The sequence below is a fragment of the Dellaglioa algida genome (assembly GCF_030127605.1).
GTDB lineage: Bacteria > Bacillota > Bacilli > Lactobacillales > Lactobacillaceae > Dellaglioa > Dellaglioa algida.
On record NZ_JANXLE010000002.1, the window covers coordinates 249,255 to 271,916 of the forward strand.

Annotated in this window: 22 protein-coding genes, 1 riboswitch and 1 other annotated feature; of the genes, 2 read left to right on the plus strand and 20 right to left on the minus strand. The window is 35.9% G+C overall.

Annotation, left to right across the window (positions count from 1 at the left end; translation table 11 throughout):
* Positions 1-17: 17 nt before the first annotated feature.
* From ftsA to asnB, 13 genes are all read right to left on the minus strand, one after another.
* On the minus strand, positions 18-1,334 hold the full coding sequence (gene ftsA / locus N0K73_RS02960) for a cell division protein FtsA (RefSeq protein ID WP_057973875.1): 1,317 nt from the start codon (positions 1,332-1,334) through the stop codon (positions 18-20).
* A gap of 120 nt (positions 1,335-1,454) precedes the next feature.
* Entirely contained in the window at positions 1,455-2,303 is an 849-nt protein-coding gene (locus N0K73_RS02965) for a cell division protein FtsQ/DivIB (protein WP_112250109.1), read from the minus strand.
* Positions 2,304-2,322: 19 nt separating this feature from the next.
* Positions 2,323-3,423, minus strand: a complete 1,101-nt coding sequence (gene murG, locus N0K73_RS02970; RefSeq protein ID WP_112250111.1) for an undecaprenyldiphospho-muramoylpentapeptide beta-N-acetylglucosaminyltransferase — start codon at positions 3,421-3,423, stop codon at positions 2,323-2,325.
* A 2-nt stretch (positions 3,424-3,425) separates the two neighbouring features.
* Complete coding sequence (murD, locus tag N0K73_RS02975; protein WP_112250113.1) at positions 3,426-4,802, minus strand: UDP-N-acetylmuramoyl-L-alanine--D-glutamate ligase; 1,377 nt, start codon at positions 4,800-4,802, stop codon at positions 3,426-3,428.
* A gap of 17 nt (positions 4,803-4,819) precedes the next feature.
* A complete protein-coding gene (gene mraY, locus N0K73_RS02980) occupies positions 4,820-5,785 on the minus strand; it encodes a phospho-N-acetylmuramoyl-pentapeptide-transferase (protein ID WP_284068606.1) in 966 nt (321 codons plus the stop codon).
* Between the two features lie 21 nt (positions 5,786-5,806).
* Positions 5,807-7,279, minus strand: a complete 1,473-nt coding sequence (locus tag N0K73_RS02985; RefSeq protein WP_112250117.1) for a UDP-N-acetylmuramoyl-L-alanyl-D-glutamate--2,6-diaminopimelate ligase — start codon at positions 7,277-7,279, stop codon at positions 5,807-5,809.
* Positions 7,280-7,296: 17 nt separating this feature from the next.
* Positions 7,297-9,462 carry a penicillin-binding transpeptidase domain-containing protein gene (locus N0K73_RS02990; protein WP_112250119.1) on the minus strand — a complete coding sequence of 722 codons (2,166 nt, stop codon included), beginning with the start codon at positions 9,460-9,462 and terminating at the stop codon, positions 7,297-7,299.
* On the minus strand, positions 9,459-9,839 hold the full coding sequence (ftsL, locus tag N0K73_RS02995; RefSeq protein ID WP_057973868.1) for a cell division protein FtsL: 381 nt from the start codon (positions 9,837-9,839) through the stop codon (positions 9,459-9,461). Before ftsL ends, N0K73_RS02990 begins: the two co-directional genes overlap by 4 nt.
* A 27-nt stretch (positions 9,840-9,866) precedes the next feature.
* Positions 9,867-10,817, minus strand: coding sequence for a 16S rRNA (cytosine(1402)-N(4))-methyltransferase RsmH (gene rsmH, locus N0K73_RS03000; protein ID WP_057973867.1), 951 nt, complete (start codon positions 10,815-10,817; stop codon positions 9,867-9,869).
* A 27-nt stretch (positions 10,818-10,844) separates the two neighbouring features.
* The gene (gene mraZ / locus N0K73_RS03005) at positions 10,845-11,276 is read right to left on the minus strand and encodes a division/cell wall cluster transcriptional repressor MraZ (RefSeq protein WP_112250121.1); all 432 of its coding nucleotides are present in this window, start codon (positions 11,274-11,276) and stop codon (positions 10,845-10,847) included.
* Positions 11,277-11,448: 172 nt separating this feature from the next.
* Positions 11,449-11,814: a DUF3397 family protein gene (locus N0K73_RS03010; protein ID WP_057973865.1), complete on the minus strand. Its 366-nt coding sequence runs from the start codon at positions 11,812-11,814 to the stop codon at positions 11,449-11,451.
* 12 nt (positions 11,815-11,826) lie between these two features.
* Complete coding sequence (gene dapG / locus N0K73_RS03015; protein ID WP_057973864.1) at positions 11,827-13,026, minus strand: aspartate kinase; 1,200 nt, start codon at positions 13,024-13,026, stop codon at positions 11,827-11,829.
* Positions 13,027-13,048: 22 nt separating this feature from the next.
* Positions 13,049-14,935 carry an asparagine synthase (glutamine-hydrolyzing) gene (gene asnB, locus N0K73_RS03020; protein ID WP_112250123.1) on the minus strand — a complete coding sequence of 629 codons (1,887 nt, stop codon included), beginning with the start codon at positions 14,933-14,935 and terminating at the stop codon, positions 13,049-13,051.
* A gap of 199 nt (positions 14,936-15,134) precedes the next feature.
* Here asnB and N0K73_RS03025 point away from each other — a divergent pair, with 199 nt between their 5' ends.
* Together N0K73_RS03025 and N0K73_RS03030 are read left to right on the plus strand one after the other, a co-directional pair.
* Positions 15,135-16,085: a magnesium transporter CorA family protein gene (locus N0K73_RS03025; RefSeq protein WP_057973862.1), complete on the plus strand. Its 951-nt coding sequence runs from the start codon at positions 15,135-15,137 to the stop codon at positions 16,083-16,085.
* A 63-nt stretch (positions 16,086-16,148) separates the two neighbouring features.
* Positions 16,149-16,259: a DUF4044 domain-containing protein gene (locus N0K73_RS03030; protein ID WP_083478941.1), complete on the plus strand. Its 111-nt coding sequence runs from the start codon at positions 16,149-16,151 to the stop codon at positions 16,257-16,259.
* 83 nt (positions 16,260-16,342) lie between these two features.
* Here N0K73_RS03030 and thiT read toward each other — a convergent pair whose 3' ends face one another.
* The 7 genes from thiT to N0K73_RS03065 form a co-directional block, all read right to left on the minus strand.
* Entirely contained in the window at positions 16,343-16,897 is a 555-nt protein-coding gene (gene thiT, locus N0K73_RS03035; protein WP_112250125.1) for an energy-coupled thiamine transporter ThiT, read from the minus strand.
* A 46-nt stretch (positions 16,898-16,943) separates the two neighbouring features.
* Positions 16,944-17,044: riboswitch (TPP riboswitch) on the minus strand.
* Positions 17,045-17,097: 53 nt separating this feature from the next.
* Positions 17,098-18,546, minus strand: coding sequence for a cardiolipin synthase (cls, locus tag N0K73_RS03040; RefSeq protein WP_057973860.1), 1,449 nt, complete (start codon positions 18,544-18,546; stop codon positions 17,098-17,100).
* Positions 18,547-18,561: 15 nt separating this feature from the next.
* Positions 18,562-19,416, minus strand: a complete 855-nt coding sequence (locus N0K73_RS03045) for an amino acid ABC transporter substrate-binding protein (protein ID WP_112250127.1) — start codon at positions 19,414-19,416, stop codon at positions 18,562-18,564.
* Positions 19,417-19,425: 9 nt separating this feature from the next.
* Positions 19,426-20,064: an amino acid ABC transporter ATP-binding protein gene (locus tag N0K73_RS03050; protein ID WP_112250129.1), complete on the minus strand. Its 639-nt coding sequence runs from the start codon at positions 20,062-20,064 to the stop codon at positions 19,426-19,428.
* Positions 20,065-20,075: 11 nt separating this feature from the next.
* Complete coding sequence (locus N0K73_RS03055) at positions 20,076-20,732, minus strand: amino acid ABC transporter permease (protein WP_112250131.1); 657 nt, start codon at positions 20,730-20,732, stop codon at positions 20,076-20,078.
* A gap of 165 nt (positions 20,733-20,897) precedes the next feature.
* Positions 20,898-21,134, minus strand: a binding site (T-box leader).
* A gap of 44 nt (positions 21,135-21,178) precedes the next feature.
* Entirely contained in the window at positions 21,179-21,982 is an 804-nt protein-coding gene (gene minD / locus N0K73_RS03060; protein ID WP_057973856.1) for a septum site-determining protein MinD, read from the minus strand.
* Between the two features lie 2 nt (positions 21,983-21,984).
* Entirely contained in the window at positions 21,985-22,656 is a 672-nt protein-coding gene (locus N0K73_RS03065) for a septum site-determining protein MinC (protein WP_057973855.1), read from the minus strand.
* Positions 22,657-22,662: the final 6 nt, after the last annotated feature.

Sequence of the window (22,662 nt, forward strand, 5' to 3'; positions counted from 1 at the left end):
TACTTACTTCCTCCTGTTTAGTCGAAAAATTCATTAAAAAAGTTTTTTACTGATTTTAATGGATCTTTAGATGTTTTTGGTTTTTTAGTTTTTTTAGCCTGACCTTTTACGGCCTGCTTCTTAGGTTTATCGTTATCCATTTCAACAACACTATAACTTAATTGATCACCATCTAGTCCCATTGCACTTTTCACTAGTAATGTGACTTCATCTTGTCTCACCGCATAATTAATTAAGCCTAAAGCTTGAGCAAAAGATGGGTAACGTAATCCCATCTGATCGGGAACATAAGTTTTAACTTGAACTTGCAAAATTTCAGATGCAAGTTCTGAAATACCAGGTAATGCGGCAAGTCCTCCGGTTAGTATAACGCCACCCGGTAAGTCTAGTGCTTTTGTAGCATCCAATGCATTCTTGATCTTATCTAAAATTTGAGAAATCCTTGCTTCAATAATCTCAGATAAGTATTTTTCAGAAATATTAAGTGGCTCACTCTGCCCAACAACATCAACGGGGAAAATATCATCCTCCGAAGCTAAGTCAGAATTTGCAAATCCATAATTACGTTTTAATTTTTCGGCATTTTCAACAGATGTATTAAGGACCACAGAAATATCCTTAGTGACAAAATCGCCACCTTCTTGGTCCACATATGTAAATTTCAATTTGTGATCATGTATTACGGAAGCAGTTGTTTGTCCACCCCCAAGATCAATAAGTACAGTTCCAAAATCTCTTTCACCATCAGACATTGCAACTGACGCAAGTGCCAATGGGTTCACAATGGTTTCCCTGATAGTTAGTCCAGCGTTTTCAACACATTTTTTTAAATTGTGAATGATTGTCTTAGGCCCCGTATAAACTGAACCATGCATTTCTAACCGCACACCAATCATACCTCTTGGATCTTTAATACCATCAAATCCATCGACGACAAACTCATCAGCGATGATATCTATGATATCTCGTTCTGGCGGTAAGTTTTGAACTAACGCCGCACTTGCAACGTTAACAACATCTTCATTTGTAATTTCTTTTGATTCATCCGAAACGGCAATCATGCCATTACAAGGGATAATCTGTAGTAAATTAGCGGGAATACCCACATGTACTTCATTTATCTGAATATTTGCTTTTTCTTCAGCCTGTTTAATCGCTTTTTGCACCGAAACGACTGCCTTGTCAATATCAACTACAATTCCCCTGTTTAAGCCCACTGAACGCTCATTACCAATACCAATAACGTTCAATTGGCCATTAACGTATTCAGAAACGATAACTTTAATTGACGTCGTTCCAATATCCAACCCAACATATATACCTGCATTACCCATCTGAAAAAGAACCTCCTTACAGCATGCTTTTAATATTATTTTTTATAAGATATAATACACACATTTTACCACAGTGAGACCCTATTTAGAAAGGATATCCCATAGCGTATATCAATTTTGTTAACTTTTCTTATTATATGGATAAGAATATGCTCCAACCTCTAAATCAACGACACCTTTTTCCTTCATTTTTGATGAAATACTTGGATAAAAGGCCATTTTGTCTGCAAAGTTATCAATATTTGCGATTACTTTATTTCTATCATTCATATAAATATAAATCCTCTGATTATTTACCTTTGAAGGTTGATAATCAATTTCTGAGATACCATTCCTAATTTTTAATGGAATTTTTCGATATTGTGCAACCATACTCTGTAATATAGTAGGTTGGTCAAATTTTGAATAGGTTGGATAATTACCAACTGGTTGTTTAAATGTACTTGCACCCACCGCACCGTTCAAGAATAATTGATAATATGCTTTGTTTTTATAAACATATCCGGCAAGATCGTATTCAACAATAGATAATTTAACGTCGTTCCATTTATCATGACTAATGGTTAAAGATTTAACTTGAGGTAGTTCTTTTTTTATCTCACGTAAAGTCTTTTTTTTGTTAAAAAGTGCACTCGATAAAGGATCATTGGTATGCAAGTTACTTGCATTTTCAACCTGTTGCTTTGATACTGTCTTTTCACCTGAAACATTGATAGTTTGAACTTTACTCAACGGTGAGACAAAATATAACGCAACCAGCCCAATCACCAAGAATGAGCCAACAATAATAATCAATTTTTGTCGAAGAACATGATGTTGATACTTCTTTAATTTTGGTAATCGATCACTAATCATTTTGGGATTACCAAAAAAATCAAATCGTTTACTTTTCTTTTCTTTTTTACCTTGCAAGGCCTCCCAAGGTGTCAATTCGTTTTTTTTCTTTTTAAAGAACTTATTTTTTGACATCTTATTTGGCCTCCCTAGCTTATTTTTTTTCTTTAATTAAATCTTCCATAACGACAATTAATCTATCGGCAGCATCAGGCACACCCATCTTACGTGAGTTCTCTGCCATCTGCTTTCTAACGTCATCGTTAAGCATTATTTCATCAACAACTTCAACCAGTTTTTCACCAGTTAATGCGTCCTCAGTAATTAATTTTGCCGCATTGTTATTCACTAAACTCATTGCATTCTTCGTTTGATGATTATTTGTGACATATGGGCTAGGCACTAAGATAGAGGGTAATCCAAGCGCCGTAATTTCTGCGATACTTGTTGCACCGGCACGACCCAGAATAACAGAAATATTACTTAATAAATTAGGCATATTGTTCAGATATGGTTTAACAATAATATTTCCATTCAATTGAACACCATCTAGATTAGCCATAATTTTATCGTAATGAACATTACCAGTAACAAATAATATTTGATATGGTTTTTTATTCAATTCTGGAATTGCAGTAACCATTGCCTGATTAATTTTTTCAGCGCCCCTTGAGCCACCAAAAACGAGCATTGTTGGGATGTCATCTGACAAATTATATTCCGATAACGCGTCTATTTTTGTTTCATTTACAACTTGTTGTGCCCTTGGGTTCCCCGTAAAGACAACTTTTTTCTTTGGAAATTGGTCCGCAACGGATTCAAATGATATCGCCACTTTATCAACAAAATGACTCAAAAATTTATTTGTAATACCCGCAACGCTATTTTGTTCATGAACAATTGTCGGTATATGTAACCGCGCAGCGGCGTATACGACTGCACCAGACACATACCCCCCGGTCCCAATAACAATATCCGGTTTAAACGCTTTAATCATTTTTTTAGCATCTTTAACACTTTTTAAAAATAATTGAATTGTTTTAACATTTTCCATCGACAACGATCGTTTAAATCCCTGAATTTTAATTGTTTTAAACGGGATGTGATTATCAGGTACAATCCGACTCTCAAGTCCTTTTTCAGTTCCAACGTATAAAAATTCCGTTGTTGGGTCTTTTATTTTTAATGCTTCAATAAGGGCTAAGGCGGGATAAATATGCCCACCAGTCCCACCACCAGAAACCATAATTTTCATATTTAGTTATCCTCTACTTGCATTAGTTTTTCCACTGCATCAATATATTGATCCCCACGGACTTCAAATGAAGGGTACTGATCCCAACTTGCCGCTGCCGGAGATAATAAAATAATATCATTATCCGTGCTTAACTTATAGGCTTCCGGAACTGCAGCGACAACATCTGTAACCCGCTTAATTTCTGTAATCCCCGCTGCTTCTCCAGCGTCTTTCATTAAGTCGGCCGTTTCTCCAAAAACAATCATTGCTTTAACATGTTGTTTAAGTACAGGCACTAATTTTTCAAACGTAAACCCGCGATCTAATCCGCCCGCCAATAAAATAATTGGCTGTGAAAAGCCTTTAACGGCCATCTCAGTTGCTTCAATATTAGTTGCTTTTGAATCATTATAGAATTTACGATGATGCCATGTACTGACGAATTGTGTACGATGTCGTACCCCGGTAAACGTCGTTAATACATCTTTGATAGCTGAGTTTTTTACGCCCTTAATTTTAACAACTACAATAGCTGCAAGTATATTTTCAATATTATGTTCGCCAGGAATATTAACGTCATCTGTCTTCATTATAACTTCATCTTGATAACAAATATTACCATCCTTGACGTAAGCACCCGTTTGTATTTTAGCCAATCTAGAAAAAGGAATTACCTTTGCATGACTAGTTTTGGCTAACTCACGAAGCTCTTCTAAATCCCAATTAATAACAAAAAAATCATTTGAATCCTGATTTTCTGTTATCCGCATTTTTGCTTTTACGTAGTTTTCTCGTGTTTGATGGTAATCCGTATGCGCTTCATAAATATTAGTAATTACAGCAATTTCGGGTTTTAACTTATCAATACCACATAGTTGGAAACTTGATAATTCAGTTACAATGACATCATTTTGGGTTGCTTTTTTAGCAACAGCAACAGATGAAACACCAATATTACCAGCCACAAATGCCTGGCCTTGTTTTCTTTCTTGATTTAACATTAATGAAATTAAAGTGGTCGTCGTTGTTTTACCGTTAGTTCCTGTAACACCAATCATTGGTGCCTCAGATATTTCATAAGCCAATTCTGGTTCTGTAATAATTGGTAGACCTTTTTCCATTGCCTTTGCGATAATTGGATTCGTATATGGAATTCCAGGATTTTTTACGATTAACTCAAAACCTTCATCTAGTAAAGAGAGTGGATGCCCGCCCGTAATCACTTGAATACCTTCGTCCAACAATTCTTTGGCGTCTGGATTATCATCAATGTTTTTTCGGTCATTTACTGTTACAGATGCGCCTAACTCTTTTAAAAGCTTAGCCGCGTTCATGCCACTCTTCGCTAAGCCAACTACTAGAACCTTTTTATTTTGATAATTCGTAATATTCTTCATTCCAATAAGATCTCCCTTTATAAAATAACTAACAATGTCAATATTGCAAAAATTAATCCAATTGTCCAAAAGACAATATCAATTTTCCATTCATTCCAACCGCTCATTTCAAAATGATGATGAATTGGGCTCATTTTAAAGATACGTTTACCCGTCAATTTAAACGAAGCGACTTGCAAAATAACACTTGCCGTTTCGCAAACGAATATGATACCAATAAAAATAAGTGATAACTCTTGGTGCAATAAGATTGAGACGGTTGCTAATGCACCGCCCAAGGCTAAAGAACCCATATCCCCCATAAAAACTTTAGCGGGTTTATGATTAAACCAGATAAACGCGATAAGAGCACCTATGACTGATAAACAGAAAATAAGTACGTCGTCTTGGTGTTGTACGTGTGCAACGACGGCATATGCGACAAAAGCAATAATAGCTTGTCCAGCAACTAAACCATCAATTCCATCAGTTAAATTAACTGCGTTAGAGAACCCAACGAGCCAAATAATAATAAAGACCGCATAAAGGATGCCTATTGAGACTTCACCGAACCCTAAAATATTAATGGAAAGTGGTAATTGTTCATGCATATAGACTCCGGTAAGGATTAATCCCCCTACTATCTGTCCTAACAATTTTTGCCAAGCCTTCAGGCCTTCATTTTGTCGTTTAAATAATTTGATACTATCATCCCAAAAACCTAGTACAGCATATAAGAACAGGATAAAAATTAGAATCAACATTGCTGGCGTCATAGTTTTCGCCCAGATTGACGTCCAAATTGCTGTGATAATAATTGCAATGTTAAAGACAAATCCGCCCATTGTTGGTGTGCCTGATTTTTTTTCATGCCATTTTGGTCCTTCTTCTCTAATCATTTGACCTTGTTTTCGCATTCTAAAATAACCAATAAATAGTGGCATAAACATAAATGTTAGTGCAAATCCGCTCACCAACGGTATAATCATTTCCGGCTTAGTCATTGTCTCATCCTCGCTTAATTCTTATTTTTTATTTAACGCTACTGTTGCTTCTTCTACATCATCAAAATGAACTTTTTCTCGACCAAGGATTTGATAATCTTCGTGCCCTTTACCTGCAATCAAAACAATATCACCAGGCTGTGCCTTACCGATTGTTTCAGCAATCGCATCATGTCTATCCATTATAACTGTTGCTCTGTTTTCTGGAATACCAGTTAACATATCTGCCATAATTTGATTAGGATCTTCAGTTCTAGGATTATCCATCGTAAATACTGGATAATCACTATAATCTGAAGCTATTTTAGCCATTTTAGGTCGTTTACTTTTATCACGATCTCCTCCACAACCCACAATGCAATACACATTTTTCTGAGCAAAGTCTTGAATCGTTTCTAAAACGTTAAGCAATCCATCTGGCGTATGTGCATAGTCAACAATGACGCTGACACCAGTCTTAGAAGGCACTAATTGGAAGCGTCCTTTAACTCCGGTCACTTTTTCAAGTGATTTTATTATCTGTTTTTCATCTAGTCCAGCAGCATACGCAGCACTAAATGCCGCCAACATATTGTATACATTGAATAATCCAATGAGTTGCATTGTTATATGCGTTGTTTTCCCAAAAATAATTAAATCAAATTCAGTTCCATGACTTTTTATTTCAATATTTTTAGCTTGAATCATGGCTTCGTCATTTTCAATACCATATGATAATACCTGAGCGGAAGTAAATTGTGTAAACGTTCTGGCAACCGGGTCATCAAAATTCAAGACAGCTACCTTTGCGTCACCAGACTCCGTGTAGTGATTACCAAGTTGCGCAAATAACATACTTTTCGCATGCGCATAATTGTCCATTGTTTTATGAAAATCTAAATGGTCTTGCGTTAAGTTCGTGAAGACTGCAATATCAAAATCAATCCCCCAAACACGCCCTAAAACTAATGCGTGTGAAGAAACTTCCATTGCAACGGTGTCAACTTTTTCTTGTTTCATTTGTGCTAAAGTCCGTTGTAATGTAATAACGTCAGGCGTTGTATTATTTGAAGGATAAACCGTATCATTTATTTTTCGGTACATCGTCCCTATTAAGCCCGTTTTTTGATTCAAATCACGATAAATTTGTTCAATTAAATGTGTCACAGTTGTTTTACCATTAGTACCTGTAACGCCAATCATTCGCATTTTTTGACTGGGAACGCCATAAAAGACATCGGCAAGAATTGCCATTGCACGATTAGTATCCTGCACATATACGACAGGAACTGATACGGATATTGGTTTGCGGGCTATAATAATTTTTGCCCCTTTTTCAACTGCTTGAGTAACAAAATCGTGGCCGTCCACCGTATAACCCTCAACAGCAACAAATATACTATTTTCAACAACTTCTCTTGTATCTTGCGTCAGTAATTTAATATCTAATTCTGAATCAATTGCCATAGATACTTTTTTAAATTTTAAACTTTGAATTAATTTGTCTACTCTCATAGTCTACATTCACCTTTTTATTTTAACGTTAATTTAACTGTTGTTGATTTCTTTACAACCGTATTTGCTTTAATACTTTGCTCTGAAACGTAACCACTACCCGTCGTTGTTATGTTTAATTTCATTATTTCGGCGGCATTAACGGCATCACTCTTCGACCATCCCGTTAAATCAGGCATCACCATTTCGCCATCAGTTACTAACAGGACCTTACGACCAGACAATACAGTAGCTCCCGCTGCCGGGTACTGGTTTGCTATAGTTCTTCCATTTCCAATAACTGCGACATCTAAATTCTGCTCATTCAATGTTGATTTAGCCGAAGAAGTTTTGCTACCTTTAACGTCCGCAACCATTACATTAGTTTTAGACGATGAAAGGGCCGTTGAGCTATCTTCTTCTAAAGTCCTCTTCATCAAAGGATTAAAGACTTGCGCTAGAATATCGTTACCGGTCGTACCTTGCATATTTTGTGGTTGTTTCATTGTGACATAAATGACATATTTAGGATCCTTCGCTGGGGCCATTCCAACAACTGAAAAGACATAGTTCGCATCCCCTGTCAGATAACCCGTTCCATCTGAATTAGCAATCTGAGCTGTCCCTGTTTTAGCAGCTAATTTATAGCCATCAATTTTAAATGCATTCCCAGTTCCATAATCTTTATAAATAACATCTTGCATCATACTAAGGACTTCTTGAGAAGTCGATTTTTTAATGACTTGTCCCATGCTCGTTGTTTTTGCCTGGTAGGTCGTTTTACCCGTATTAGGATCTACAATCTTATCAACAAGCGTCGGTTTTATCATTTTACCATTGTTAGCAAACGCCGTAAAACCTTGCATCATTTGCATAGTTGTCACATTAATTCCTTGTCCAAAAGCGGTATCCGCTTGTTCAATTGGGTATTGGAATTCAATACTTCCGTTTGCCTCACTTGCCAAACCTAAATTTGTACTTTTAAGGAATCCAAATTTCTTGATATACTCAAGCCATGCGTTAGGTCCCATTATTTGTTCTAACTTAGCCATACCAACGTTACTTGAACGAGCGAAACCTTCACGATAAGTAATTAACCCCCAACCAGAAGTATTCCAATCGGGTACCATTTTAGTTCCCACTTTTAAAACCCCTGATTTATATGTTGCATTTTCGTTGTATGCACCATTTTCAATGGCAGCGGCCATCGTAAAGACCTTCATAGTAGATCCGGGTTCATAACTGTCTTCAATTAAGGTATTACGCCACATTTTAGAAATACCACTTTTAGTATCCGCATTAAATGTTGGACGTTGGCTACCCGCTAAAATTTTCCCATTTTTTGCATTCATAACGACAACATTCATGGATTTTGGATTATATTTTTTTTGAACCTGTGTCAAAGTGGTTTCAAGATACGTCTGTAATTTCGTATCAATCGTTGTGTAAATGTTGCTACCATTTTCTACAGTTTTCGTTTTTGTTTTCGAGTTAGGTAATTGATAACCATAGCTATCCTTTTGAACCTCTTTTAATCCATCTGTCCCACTCAGTTGCTTGTTAAATGCTAATTCAAGACCCATTACACCCGATAATTTTGAGTCACCTGTTTTTTCTGTCGTTTTTGTCACACCAATTAAATGAGATGCAAAGACACCGTTTGGATACAACCTTGCCTGCGTTTTTGTGAAATAAATACCACTTAATCCGGCAGAATTAATTTTATTTTTAGTTTCTAATGACAAGTTTTTTCCAGAGTTCCCAAACTCTACCTGGAAAGTACCTTTTTTTGCATTCAGAGTATCATAAACTTTATTTTCTTTCATGCCAATTGCATCACCAATAACCTTAGCTGCCTTACGTTTATCGGTTACATACAAAGGCTTATGGTTAGCGCCGACATATGTTTTTGATAAAACAGCGTACACTGAATAATTGGTTGTATCTTCTGCAATCGGCTGATTTGAGTCATCATAAATTGTCCCGCGACTCGCCTTATCAATACGACTATTTTCGTACAGTGACTGCGTTTGACTACTCAAATTAACATCTGAAACTTTCCCACCTATGACAATATAAGAAAAACGAATGATAAACATTAAAAGAATCGCTAAAACAGTCAGGATTAGTAGCACACCAAACCTTTGCCTGTTTCTACGTTTCTTTTTCATGTCATTTATCATTCGTTGTTTTTGATTATTCATTTCGTTACATTCCTTATTCTACTCTCGCTCAAGTCAAGACCATTCTTTTTTGCGATACCGTTTAATCGATCATTACTTGCAAGTTCGTTCACTTCTTGCGTTAAATCAGAGCTTTTAGTTTGAATAGCCGTTATTTCACTATTGATATTTTGTAGAAACTGGCTGCTATTAGATAATTCAACTTGTGATGAGACCAGCATGATCATCAACACTAAAGAAACAGCACCAATAAAACAAAAGAATGATTTTTCCATGTTAGAAAATGCAACCCGTTGCGCGTCAGCTTGTGTTTTATGTACTGTTTGTTGTCTTGGACTTCCTTTGTATTCTCTTGTTGGTACTGCTGGCATTTGTCTTGCTGTGCTATTTTGTGCCATAGTATGTAACCCCTTTATTATTGTACGTTATTTTTTCAATCGTTTTATAATTCTTAATTTTGCTGAATGCGCGCGTCTATTATTCTCCAATTCTTGCTCTGACGGCAAAATTGGTTTTTTATTGACTAGCGCATAATTTGGTTGGATATCATCTGGTATAACTGGCAACCCTGGTGGCAATTCTGGAAGACTTGTTCGTTCTTTAAACATTGTTTTAACTAATCTATCTTCTAACGACTGGAATGTAATTACACTAACTTGTCCCGTAACATCAATTAACTCAATCGCTTGCTCTAATGAATCTTCCAAAACGCCTAATTCATCATTAACCGCAATACGGATTGCCTGAAATACTTTCTTTGCGGGATGTCCACCTGTACGTCGTGCACGTGCCGGGATACCCATTTTAATGAGTTCAACCAATTGACTGGTTGTCACGATTTCTTCCGTTTCTCTAGCATTTTCAATTTGACGAGCAATAGATTTCGCAAATTTTTCTTCACCATATCTGAAAAATATTCTAATCAATTCTTGATATGTCCATTGATTTACAATTTCTTTAGCCGTTAATTCTGCACTTAAATCCATTCGCATATCTAAAGGCGCATCATGTTGATAACTAAATCCCCGTTCCGCGACATCAAATTGTGGGGATGATACCCCTAAATCATAAAGTACGCCATCTACTGTTGTTACGCCAAGTTCTAGTAGGGCAACTTTTAAATCTTTAAAGTTACGTTTAATAAATGTAACTTGTCCGTTTTCTATGTATTCTTTTAAATGTTCTTCATTATACGTAATTGCGGTTTGATCTTGATCAAAGGCATATAGATGCCCTTCCGCACTTAATTGAGACAGGATTAAGGCACTATGGCCGCCACCACCCAAGGTACAGTCAACATATACACCATCCGGTTTAATTGCTAACCCGTCCACTGCCTCATTTAATAATACTGTTTCATGCTCAAATGTTGTCATGGTTTTGTCTCCCTTCATACGTTTTATTTAAAATCCAAAATCAACCATATTTTCTGCAATTTCGTCAAAATTCTCTGATGCACTTTCCGTAAAACTATTCCAACGATCCTCACTCCAGACCTCAAAACGATTCGAAACGCCGACTAGGACACACTTTTTTTCTAAGTCAGCATGTTCCCTTAAAGAAGCTGGAATATTAATACGCCCTTGTTTATCAAATTCGCATTCTGTAGCTGCTGAATATAAGAATCTGACAAAAGCACGAGAATCTTTTTTCGTCAATGGAAGCGTTTTTAAATTATCTTCTAGAAGCGCCCACTCTGTTTGCGTGTAGCCGAATAAACATCCATCCATACCACGAGTAATAACAAATTTATCGCCTAATTCTTCACGAAATTTAGCCGGAATAATCAATCTACCCTTGGTATCTAAAGTATGTTTAAATTCACCCATAAACATTAGTGTACGCCCCCTTTCGTAGTAACTATTTAAATTTTACCACAATGCCCCACATTCCACCACTCAATTTCACAATCTTATATTTTTATATCGTTAAATACAAAAAATCACTTAACCCTTTCGGGTCAAGTGATTTTTGCGTAAGTAATTACTCGAATATAGGAGCGTTTAATTAAAATAATAACAAAATTAAAATAATTAAATACCAAATAATCATATAAATATCAGTTATTTTCCAAATTGTCTTGAAAAACTTTGCGTAAATTAATTCGCCATCTCGATAAGCGTACATAAGCGCACTGGCAATTCCAATTAAGCACCATGCCAATATTAAAAATGGCGCAACGGTTAATCCAAAGCCATGCAACGATAAAATATGCGTTAACAAGAGTAGTAATGGCGGTAGAAAATCAACAACTTGTAGCCACTTTGGCCAATGTTTACGTAAAATTCGTTTTAATAACGTTAAAATCAAAACAAATCCAACTACCAAAATTATTGACCCAACCCAAGTTCCGAAAAATGTAAAGAGTTTCATAAACTACTCCCTTTAGATATTGTTTAAAAAGACCTCATGCAGTGCATTAACGGCGGTTTTCAAATCATCTTGCTGAACTAAAATCCAAATTGTTGTATAACTATCAGTCGTTTGTAGAATATTAATATCATTTTCAGCCAATGCCGTCACAATTTTTGATGTTACGCCTGGTGTACCTGTCATACCTGCACCTACAATTGAAACTTTAGCACAATTTGCAAGAATTGAGACATCAATTTTTGCTTCCGATAAGAGTCGTTTTGCCTTATCCACATCATCACTGAGTAAATTAAAAATAACTTTACCGGGTGAAATGTTAATAAAATCAACGCTCAATTGACTATCCGCCATCAAATTAAAAACATCCTTAGCTGTATGATTATTCGTTTTAATTGTGAATTGAGTGAGACCCGTCACGTGTGCAATACCGGTTACGCTACGATAATGTTTCACACCTAAATTACGATCCGTTACAAGGGTGCCCAGCTCTTCGGGTCCTTGCCAAGTTGACCGAATTCGAACGGGTACATGCGCTTGTTGGGCGATCTCTACGGCACGCGGATGGATAACTTTCGCACCCTCATGGGCCATATTTGCAACTTCTTCATAGCTAACTGTCTCGAGAAATTTGGCTTTTGTTACTAATCTCGGATCAGCAGTCATCATTCCCGAAACATCGGTAAAAATATCAACACGTTCAGCATCCAGCGCCGCGCCAAGTAATGCCGCAGTTGTATCGCTCCCACCACGTCCAATAGTCGTCGTTTGGCCTTGACTAGTTGCACCTTGAAAACCCGTTACCACTAAAACGTCGGCTGTATTGAATGCTTCATAAATTAAGTCGGTATTAATATTAACGACTTTAGCATTTTGAAATTCATCATTCGTTTCAACACCGGCATCTTGACCAGTTAGAGCGGCAGCATTAATTCCTTCTTTGTTCAACAATTCAGAAAAAACTGCGGCAGAAATAGTTTCGCCAACTGAAACAATCATATCCAACTCCCTATTCGAAAGTAATGACTGTTCCCCATCGACAAGTCCTAATAATGAATCAGTTGCATAAGGAGCCCCTTGTCGGCCAATCGCAGATACAACGACAACAACCTGATACCCCTTATCAACTGAGTACTTTACATGTTTCAAGGCTGCTCGTCTTGACTCATCGTCTTGAACTGAGGTGCCACCAAATTTCTGGACCATAATTGTCATTATTTTGAACTCCCACTATTTATTATTTCGCTCTTGCTGTCACTGTCTCACTATCTACTAGCATATCACTTTCAACATAAATGCGATGCCATACCATAAATGTAAGAACCGTCCATATTTTTCTAGAGTTATCACGAATACCATCACGATGTTCATCTAACAAATCTAAGAAATATTGCTTATTAAAGAATTCTTCGGTTTGAGAATCATTAATGATTTGTTTAGCCCAATCATACATTTCATCTTTCAACCAGAAACGAATTGGCACAGGAAAACCTAATTTTTTACGATTTAAAACATGATCAGGAACAATACCTTCAGCTGCTTTACGTAAGATGTATTTAGTTGTTCCATGCGCAATTCTTAGATTAGCAGGTACTTCAGAAGCAACCGCAAAAACTTCTTTATCCAAGAATGGTGTTCTTAATTCAATACTATGTGCCATTGTTGTTCGATCGGCATTATGCAATAAATCACCATTTAGCCATGTATGCATATCAATAAACTGCATTTGATCAATTTTGTTGTAATCTTTTGATGCATCATAATATTGACCCGTAATACTTTGGAATGGATGTTCCTTATTATAATCTTTAAAGAACGCTTGCTTCTCTTTTTCGTTAAAGATAAAGGCATTACCAACATAGCGGTCTTCCATTGGTGTTGTTCCTCTAAGAAGGAAACTTTGACCACGCATACCTTTTGGCATCATCTGGGCAATCTTATTTAATGCGCCATTAATAGGTTTCGTATATTTGAATCCCTTTAATGATTCGGGTTCATGATAAATTGTATACCCGCCAAATAATTCATCAGCGCCTTCTCCTGTCAAAGCAACTTTAACTCGCGTTCTAGCTTCTTTGGCAAGGAAATATTGAGGCACAGCAGCCGGATCAGCCAAGGGATCGTCCATATTCCAGATAAAATGTGGGAATGCCTTCATGAATGCCTCAGCCGTAATAACGGAACTAAAGTTAGCAACATTCAGTTTTTCTGCAGTTTCTTGAGCGACGTCTAGCTCGCTGTAACCTTCACGTTCAAATCCAACCGAAATTGTTTCCAATTTTGGATTCAATTCTCTGGCAATGGCCACAATAATAGATGAATCAATCCCACCTGACAAGAATGAACCCACGGGAACATCAGCACGCATATGTTTTTCAACGGAGTCAATTAAGACATCCTTAATGCGTTTAATGTACGTTTCTTCAGGACGAACCACTGGATGAAATTCAGCAGAAAAATATTGTGTGATAACAGGTTCTTCACCCATTTTTTTAGTTAAATAATGTCCAGGTTGTAACATATTAATTTCTTTAGTTAACGTCTCTGGTTCCGGCACAAATTGGAATGTCATATAATCTTGAAGCGCGTCCTTATCAAACGTTTTATTCTTCAAAACCTTATAGATTGCCTTACTTTCAGACCCATAATAGAATTGATCATCAGCTGTAGCGTAATAGAAAGGCTTGATTCCAAATTGATCACGTGCGGCAAAAAGTGTCTTTTCTTGTGTATCCCAAATAACAAATCCGAACATACCTCGGAATTGTTTAACCGCTTCTGCGCCATATTTAGCATACATACCAAGAATTACTTCTGAATCAGAATCTGTTTTAAATTCGTAACCATCGGCAATTAACGATTCACGTAGTTCGATGTAATTATAAATTTCACCATTAAACGTTAACCAATAACGTTCATTTTCATATGAAAGGGGTTGGTGCCCACCTTCCAAATCAATTATACTTAATCTTCTAAAACCCATTGTGATATCATCATCATTAAAATATCCTGAATCATCAGGTCCACGATGAACGAGCATCTTCGTCATATTATGAACAATTTTATCGTAATCATTGTCTGTATTTTTTTGTCTGTTACTCAATACGCCTGCAAATCCACACATAATTTTCATCCCTCATTTTCATAAAATCAATGTCTTATATTATAGATGTTTCTACAACAAATTTCAATTTTGCTTACAGTTATGTTTATCATTATAGCGTATTTGAGTTAATCTTAACAACTAGATGTCTGAATTAACGAAAGCTTAAAAAATTTGGTATACTGGGTATCATGATATATGAATAAAGGAGTTTTAAAATTTGATAGAATATTACGCGTCAACTGAAACCGGAAAAATTGAAAAAATAACTGAATATGGTGATTTATGTTGGATTAACGTCACGGCACCCTCTGTAGATGAAGTTGATGAACTTGTCGGTAAATATGCTATCCCCAGGGATTACATAACTGCCGTATTAGATGATCAAGAAAACTCTCGAACGGAAGGCCTATCTCAAAACGCTGTCCCTGATTTAGTATTAATGCAATACCCTCATCGAATTAGAAATTCATTGGGCTACCTTGAATACCAAACTTTCCCCTTCTCAATCATTCTGGCAGGAGATGCGATTATTACTGTGTCAAATAGTACTCCTGACTTTATCAATGACTTTATCTCAGATAGCCCAGTTCATAAAATTAAAACAACTACACCCGATCAATTTACATTAAAATTACTTTGGTATTTATCACAAAATTTTGTATTTGCCCTTAATACAATCATTCAAGAAACTGAAAATTTAGAAAAATCTCTTGCCAAGGCGACCAAAAATGAGCAGTACTACCAAATGATGTCCATGCAAAAAAGTCTGGTCTATTTTGATGCCGCACTGAAAAAAAATAATCCAGTTCTACAATCCATGGCTGATTCCAATGAACATTTTAAGCAAAAAAAGATTGATGACTTATTGACGGATGTATTAATTGAAAATCAACAAGCAGAGACCATGACAATGATTCAAACTAAAATTTTAGATAATTATGGAGAGATGGTTTCATCGGTCATCTCAAATAATCTAAATATTATTATGAAGGTTTTAACATCCATGACTATTATTTTAACCATTCCAACTATTATTGGTGGAATGTATGGTATGAACGTTCCACTTCCCGGGGTAAATATGCCCTTTTCATTCTGGTGGCTACAATTGTTAACCTTAATTATCTGTTTATTAACTGCCTATTATTTAAAGAAAAATGACTACTTTTAAGTTGACATATCGTTATTAAAAAAGTTATAGTTACACTATTAGATTTGAGAGGTTGGATAAAATATGAAAAAACAGAAATCTACATTCCAAAAGATTACAATGGTTGTTGTTTGGTTAATGATTCTCGTAACAATCGGTGGCGTTGTTTTAACCGCAGTTATGTCAATCGCTTAATTTAAAGAGTCATATCCTAACTGGGTGTGGCTCTTTTTTTATACAAAAAAACGGCTAGAATCAGCCGTCTTAATTTATATATTTTATTCAGCGAGAAAAATTCCCGGATTTTTTTTAAGCATAATATTCAGTATTAGTGTAGCAATAATCATATTGATAAGCATACTACCACCATTAATGACGGCGGAATAAACGACTGGTGAAAGACCCCACTGAACATACTTCGACCAAAATATGATACCAGCCATGAAATGAGCAAGATATTTCAAGAAGACGGCCAGTAAAATCGCCAACGTCAATGATTGGATAGCACCATTCGTATTTTTAGAACGTAACTGATTCAAAAAATGCCCAGAGAACAGGCCAGAAAAGCCCAATACAACATTAGCAACGGGATATTCTAGAATAGCTTGGACCGGCGTTAAAACATAAGCCGTTCCAATTAGTATCGGTAAGATACCATAAAGCAATCCAATAATTAACCCCATTTTCAACCCACGTCTTAAGCTATACACGACAATGGGCAAAATACCCAATGCAATATCCACGTTCGGTGGGTTAGGTACAAATGATAGAGCCATTGCTAAAGCGGCCATAACGACCCCTTCTAACAGAATTAATAATTTTTTTCTTTCCAACAAAAAAACCTCCTTTGACTTAGTAAACCAAGCACAAAGAAGGTGTTAATCTTCTACACACAATTCCTACGTTTGCATTAACAAACAGGTTCCAAGGGTCTGAATTTCTTCACTCTCAGCCAGATATCGGCTCCCCTTTGTGTTGGTCTCCACCGACTAATATCGCATACAACCAAAGAAACGTCAAGCGTTTTCAATTGCTATAGTATAGGTGAAAGAAGTCTTGAAAATTGTTGTTTAAACTTTAACCAATGAGATTGATCATGGAAATACTTTTTCGTTAATAAATTACTTTGTTTCATATCCGTTTCAAAAATATTTTTGAGTGATACCGCAACTGCCGCGTCATAGATAAATGCATTTGCTTCAAAATTTAACTTAAAGCTTCTAAAATCAAAATTAGCGGATCCAACGGATGCAACCATATCGTCTATCACAACCGTTTTAGCGTGTAAGAACCCATCATTATATTGGTAAAGTTCTGCTCCAATATTAGTTAAGTCTTTCGCATAATATTGCGTGGCGCGATAAACAAAAGCATGATCTGGCATTGACGGAATCATAATTCTCACTTGCACACCTGACGATACGGCGATGTCTAAGGCTTCCATCACGGAATCATCGGGAATAAGATATGGCGTTTGTATATAAATATATTTTTTTGCGGAATTAATTAATTTGATATAACCCTTTTTTATTTGTTCAATTTCTGAATCAGGACCACTCGATACAATTTGCATATTGACGTTACCCTTAGATTCCGTCTGAGGGAAATAATCCGACTGATAGTTAATCTGATTATTTCCTGCAGTTGCATTCCAATCCATAATAAATCGACTTTGTAGTGAACCAACTGAGTTTCCAAAGATACGAATATGTGTATCTCGCCAGTGACCAAATTTTTCACTCTCGCCTAAGTATTGATCCCCTACGTTAAATCCACCAATGTACCCAATTTCGCCATCAATAACGACGATTTTTCTATGGTCTCTAAAGTTTAATCGAAGATCTGAGAATGAAAAATGCGATCCAAAGAACGCTTCCGCCTTACCACCCAATTTTTCGAACCGTCTAAAAAATTTTCTAGTTGTCCCTTTCGATCCTAGGGCATCGTAAATAATTCTAACTTCAAGTCCTTCACTAACTTTAGTTTCGAGTAATGTTAGTAATTCGTTGCCTACTCGTCCGTCCTCAAACGTATAGTATTCAACATGAATATGATGTTTGGCCTTTCGGATATCATCAAATAAGGACTTAAATTTGTCATGTCCGTCAGTAAATATTTGCACGTCGTTCTTTTTTGTCAAAATCGATTTTTCTATCTCTAGAAACATGTGCATGATTTCATTTACATCATCGGTAAACTCGCCACTTGTTGTTAACTCGCCTCTGGCCCATTCTTTTTTTTGTTGACTAACTAATTGATCGACGCCCATACGATCTTGCGTTTTAATATCAAAAATCTTTTCCCTAGAAATCTTCTTACCAAAAAAAAGATAAATTAAAAATCCAAATATGGGTACACCAATCAAAACGAGAAGCCATGCCCATGTTGCAGCAATATCCCGTCTTTCTCTAAATACAGTCATAATTGCTGCTAGCAAGTTTAATACAAAAATAAGTAGCACACCAATGTTTACGTATGTCATTTGGTTCCTCCGGGTTTAATTATTCCGAACAGTTGTATCCTCACCGAACCATTTATGATTCAGCTTTTTAAGATAACCTTCGTTTTGTAATTCAGTTATTGCTTTATTAATCTTCAACTTCATTGTAACATCAGATTTTCTTAAACCCACGGCGAAATCTTCAGTCTTAAACTTACCATCAATTACACGATATGAATTTGAGTTTGTCTGATGTTCAATGAAATAATTTGCATAAACATCATCAATTAACAAACCTTGAATTCGATCGGCATTTAAATCGATGAACGCATTATCGAATGAATCATATTGTATCGGTTCTTCATCTTGAATCTTATTTTTTAAAATATTAGGATACAAATTCAAACTATCAAATCCGGCAGATCCGCTCTGAACACCTAATATTTTATTTTTCATTTCAGAAAATGAATTAATTTCGCTCGATTTCTTTGTAACGACTACTTGTTTATTCGTTAAATATGTTCGACTAAATGCAACAGTTTTAGCGCGTGCGGTTGTCTTTGTGTAGCCATTCCAAATTAAATCAATCGTCCCATTCTTCAATTCGGTTTCTTTCATGGACCAGTCAATGGTTTGGAAATCAACTTTAATTCCATATTTCTCAAAAACTTTCTTCGCTAAATCGACGTCATATCCTACTAATTTACCATCTTTTTGTCTAAACGTCATTGGGACAAAACTATCATCAATTCCAATAACAACTGTGCCTTTTTGTTGAATCGCCTTCCAATCATCAGTTAAATTCATCGATTGGTTTGCATCCTTCATTTTATCATTGCTACATCCAGTCAATCCAGTAAAAAACACTAATAATAACATTAGAAGTACAATTTTCTTTATTAATTGAGTCATTTTTATCCTCTAATCCTCAAGTGGTTTAACTTTCAACATCTTATCCGCAATATTCTCAGCAAATGGAACATCATGCGTAACTACTATTTGAGTCATACCATCCCTCTTTAACGATAATATTAAATCTTCTACTTCTTGACGTAAAGCTGGATCGAGCGCCGAGGTTGGTTCATCATAACACAATATTTTAGGATTCATTGCCAGTGCACGCGCGATAGCAACTCGTTGTTTTTGCCCACCGGATAATTGATAAGGATAAAGATGCCCTTTATTCCCTAAAGATAACCGATCCAACAACTTTTGTGCATCTTCTTCTGCTTTAGCCTTACCATGTTTCAAAACCATTTTTGGCGCTAATGTGATATTTTCCAATACTGATAAGTGTGGAAATAATTGAAACTCTTGAAAAACGACGCCTATAACACTCTCATTAGTTGTATTCCGATAAGGATCAAATGGCGAAGCATCAATTAAAATTTCACCAGAACTAATTGACTCTAATCCGCTAATACAACGTAATAACGTCGTTTTTCCACCACCTGATGGACCAACGATACTCACAATTTCCCCGTCATTAACCGTTAAATTAATATTATCCAAAATTAATCGTTTACCATAGTACTTTGTCAGATTTTTTAACTCTAGCATAGAATCACCCCTTATTTGTCGTAACTGTAATGTTTTTCAATTTTCTTTAAAATAAGTGTAAATATCGCGGTCAATAGCAGATAAATTGCGCCAACCATTAGCAGTGGCACAAGCGTCACATCTCGACTCGTTGCAACATTTCCAGCGCGTAATAAATCACCCAAACCAATAACGTAGACCAAACTTGAGTCCTTAACTAAATTAATAATTTCGTTTCCAATTGATGGCAACACAATTTTAAACACTTGTGGAATAACAATTGTTCGAATTGTTTGCCAATATGACAGACGTAGTACTTTTGCACTCTCGTATTGGCCCTTAGGGATGGATTGTAACCCTCCTCTGAATATTTCAGCAAAATAGGCACCGTAATTTAAAATAAAGGCAAAAAGTGCAGCATCATAACGACCAAATACGATATGAATATGGAACTGTTGTAATGTAGGAAGTCCATAAAATACAAAAATTAATTGTAGCAGTAATGGTGTGCCCCGCATTAACCAAACATAAAAATTCAAAAAATATTTAATTGGTTTTATTTTTGAAATTAATCCTAGGCCAACTAATAATCCGAGTGGAATTGAACCAATAATCGTCCAAAAAAATATTTCTAATGTTAACTTAGCACCATCTAGTAACGATGGCAAAATTTCTAATATGTAAGTCATTAAATGATCTCCTTTTAAATTAAATAAAAAAATCCTCTCAAGCCAAATTGACTCAAGAGGACGATAACCGTGGTTCCACCTCAAATTTATATTTTCCTCACGAAAAATATCTTATGCAGATAAATAAAAATGGGTATAAAAAAACTCTATAGTCAAAAATTGACTATAGAGGGCAACAAAAAGTCGCGGTTCCACCTCAAGCTTTATCAAATTCTCACGAATTCAATCTCAACGAGTTTATTAAACTGCAGCTATAACGGGCTTATCCCGGGATTCCCTAGTAAACTAGTTGAGGAACCCAACTCGCAGATGTGTTTCAGACTTGGAGACTGTATCTTTGCAGCAACCGATACTCTCTTTAAAAGTTTATCCAAGACTTAATCTTCTGTTCAACGTTTTTCTTAATTGATAATAATTTAGCACATAGGTCTTAACAATGTCAAGGCTTAGTCCTTTTTAAACCATGATCCCACTTTTTTCCAGAACCCTTTTTGCGGTTGTTTAATTGTCATAAGTGGCACTGTTTCACCAAGCAATCGACGTGCTATATTGCGGTAACCCAAACCGGCTGGATTTTTTGAATCCAAAACGATGGGTTCCCCATGATTGGATGTACTAATTACGGCATCATCATCAACAATAATACCTAATAAATCAATCGATAAATGACGTGTGATTTCGTCAACGTCCATTGATTGGCCATCTTCCATCATTTGACGACGAATACGGTTGATGATTAATTTAGGTTGTTGAAGTAGTGGATTTTGTTCTAACAAACCAACTACACGATCTGCATCACGTACTGCCGAAATTTCAGGTGTTGTTACAATAATTGCCATATCTGCTCCTGCAATAGCATTCATAAATCCTTGTTCAATACCAGCAGGACAATCAATAATTACATAATCAAATTCTTCTTTTAACTCATCAACGATGGCCTTAACTTGTTCAGGAACCAATGCAGATTTATCCGTATTCTGTGCAGCTGGTAACAAGTACAAGTATTCATTAAATCGTTTATCTTTAATTAAGGCTTGGTGCAAACGAGCACGGCCTTCTGCCACATCCACGATATCAAATAAAATACGATTATCAAGACCTAAAACAACGTCCAAATTTCGTAAACCAATATCCAAATCCATTAATACAACTTTTTTCTCAAGAAGTGCTAATGCAGTTCCAATATTTGCAGATGAAGTTGTTTTACCAACCCCACCCTTACCAGATGTTACAACGATTGCTTTTCCCATCTCTAATATCCTCCTGCTTGATTAAATAATTTTGGTCGAAGTGATTTCAATTCGTCTCGGTTACCATAATCAATGATATGTAAATCATTAACATAAATAACAGTATCTTGACTATTCGTGACTTTCTCATCATCAATAATATCAACTAATTCACCAATTCGAACTTGCGAGGCCGCCGATACATTACCAACAATAATACTGTCTGTATCGTTTTCAAATCCCGCATGGATGACGCCTTGGACCTCGCCCATAACAAAAATATTACCGGTAGCCCGTAACTGCCCACCCTGGTGTAGTTTACCTAGAAATAAAACGTCACCTTTTAAATCAACTATTTGACCACTTCTAATTGTTCGATAGGAAAGATGCACATTGTCATTTTCTTTTAAAATATTAGCGTCTTCTATGGTCATTACTTCTGATTCAATTTTATGCACTTTAAAATTATGGTACTCAGAAATAATTTTCTCGATTTTTTGCTTTTCTTCTGCCGTAAATAATCGATTTTCTGTTTTAATGTCAAACGAAATTACTGTATCGTCGGCATTTTTCTTTTCAGCACTCAAATTATCAAATAATTCTCTAAGCTCAACTAAAATCTTATCGAGACCAAAGTCCTGCTTAAGGATAATTTCGTAACCATCCTTATATCCTTTTAAAATAACACTCTGCATTTACAT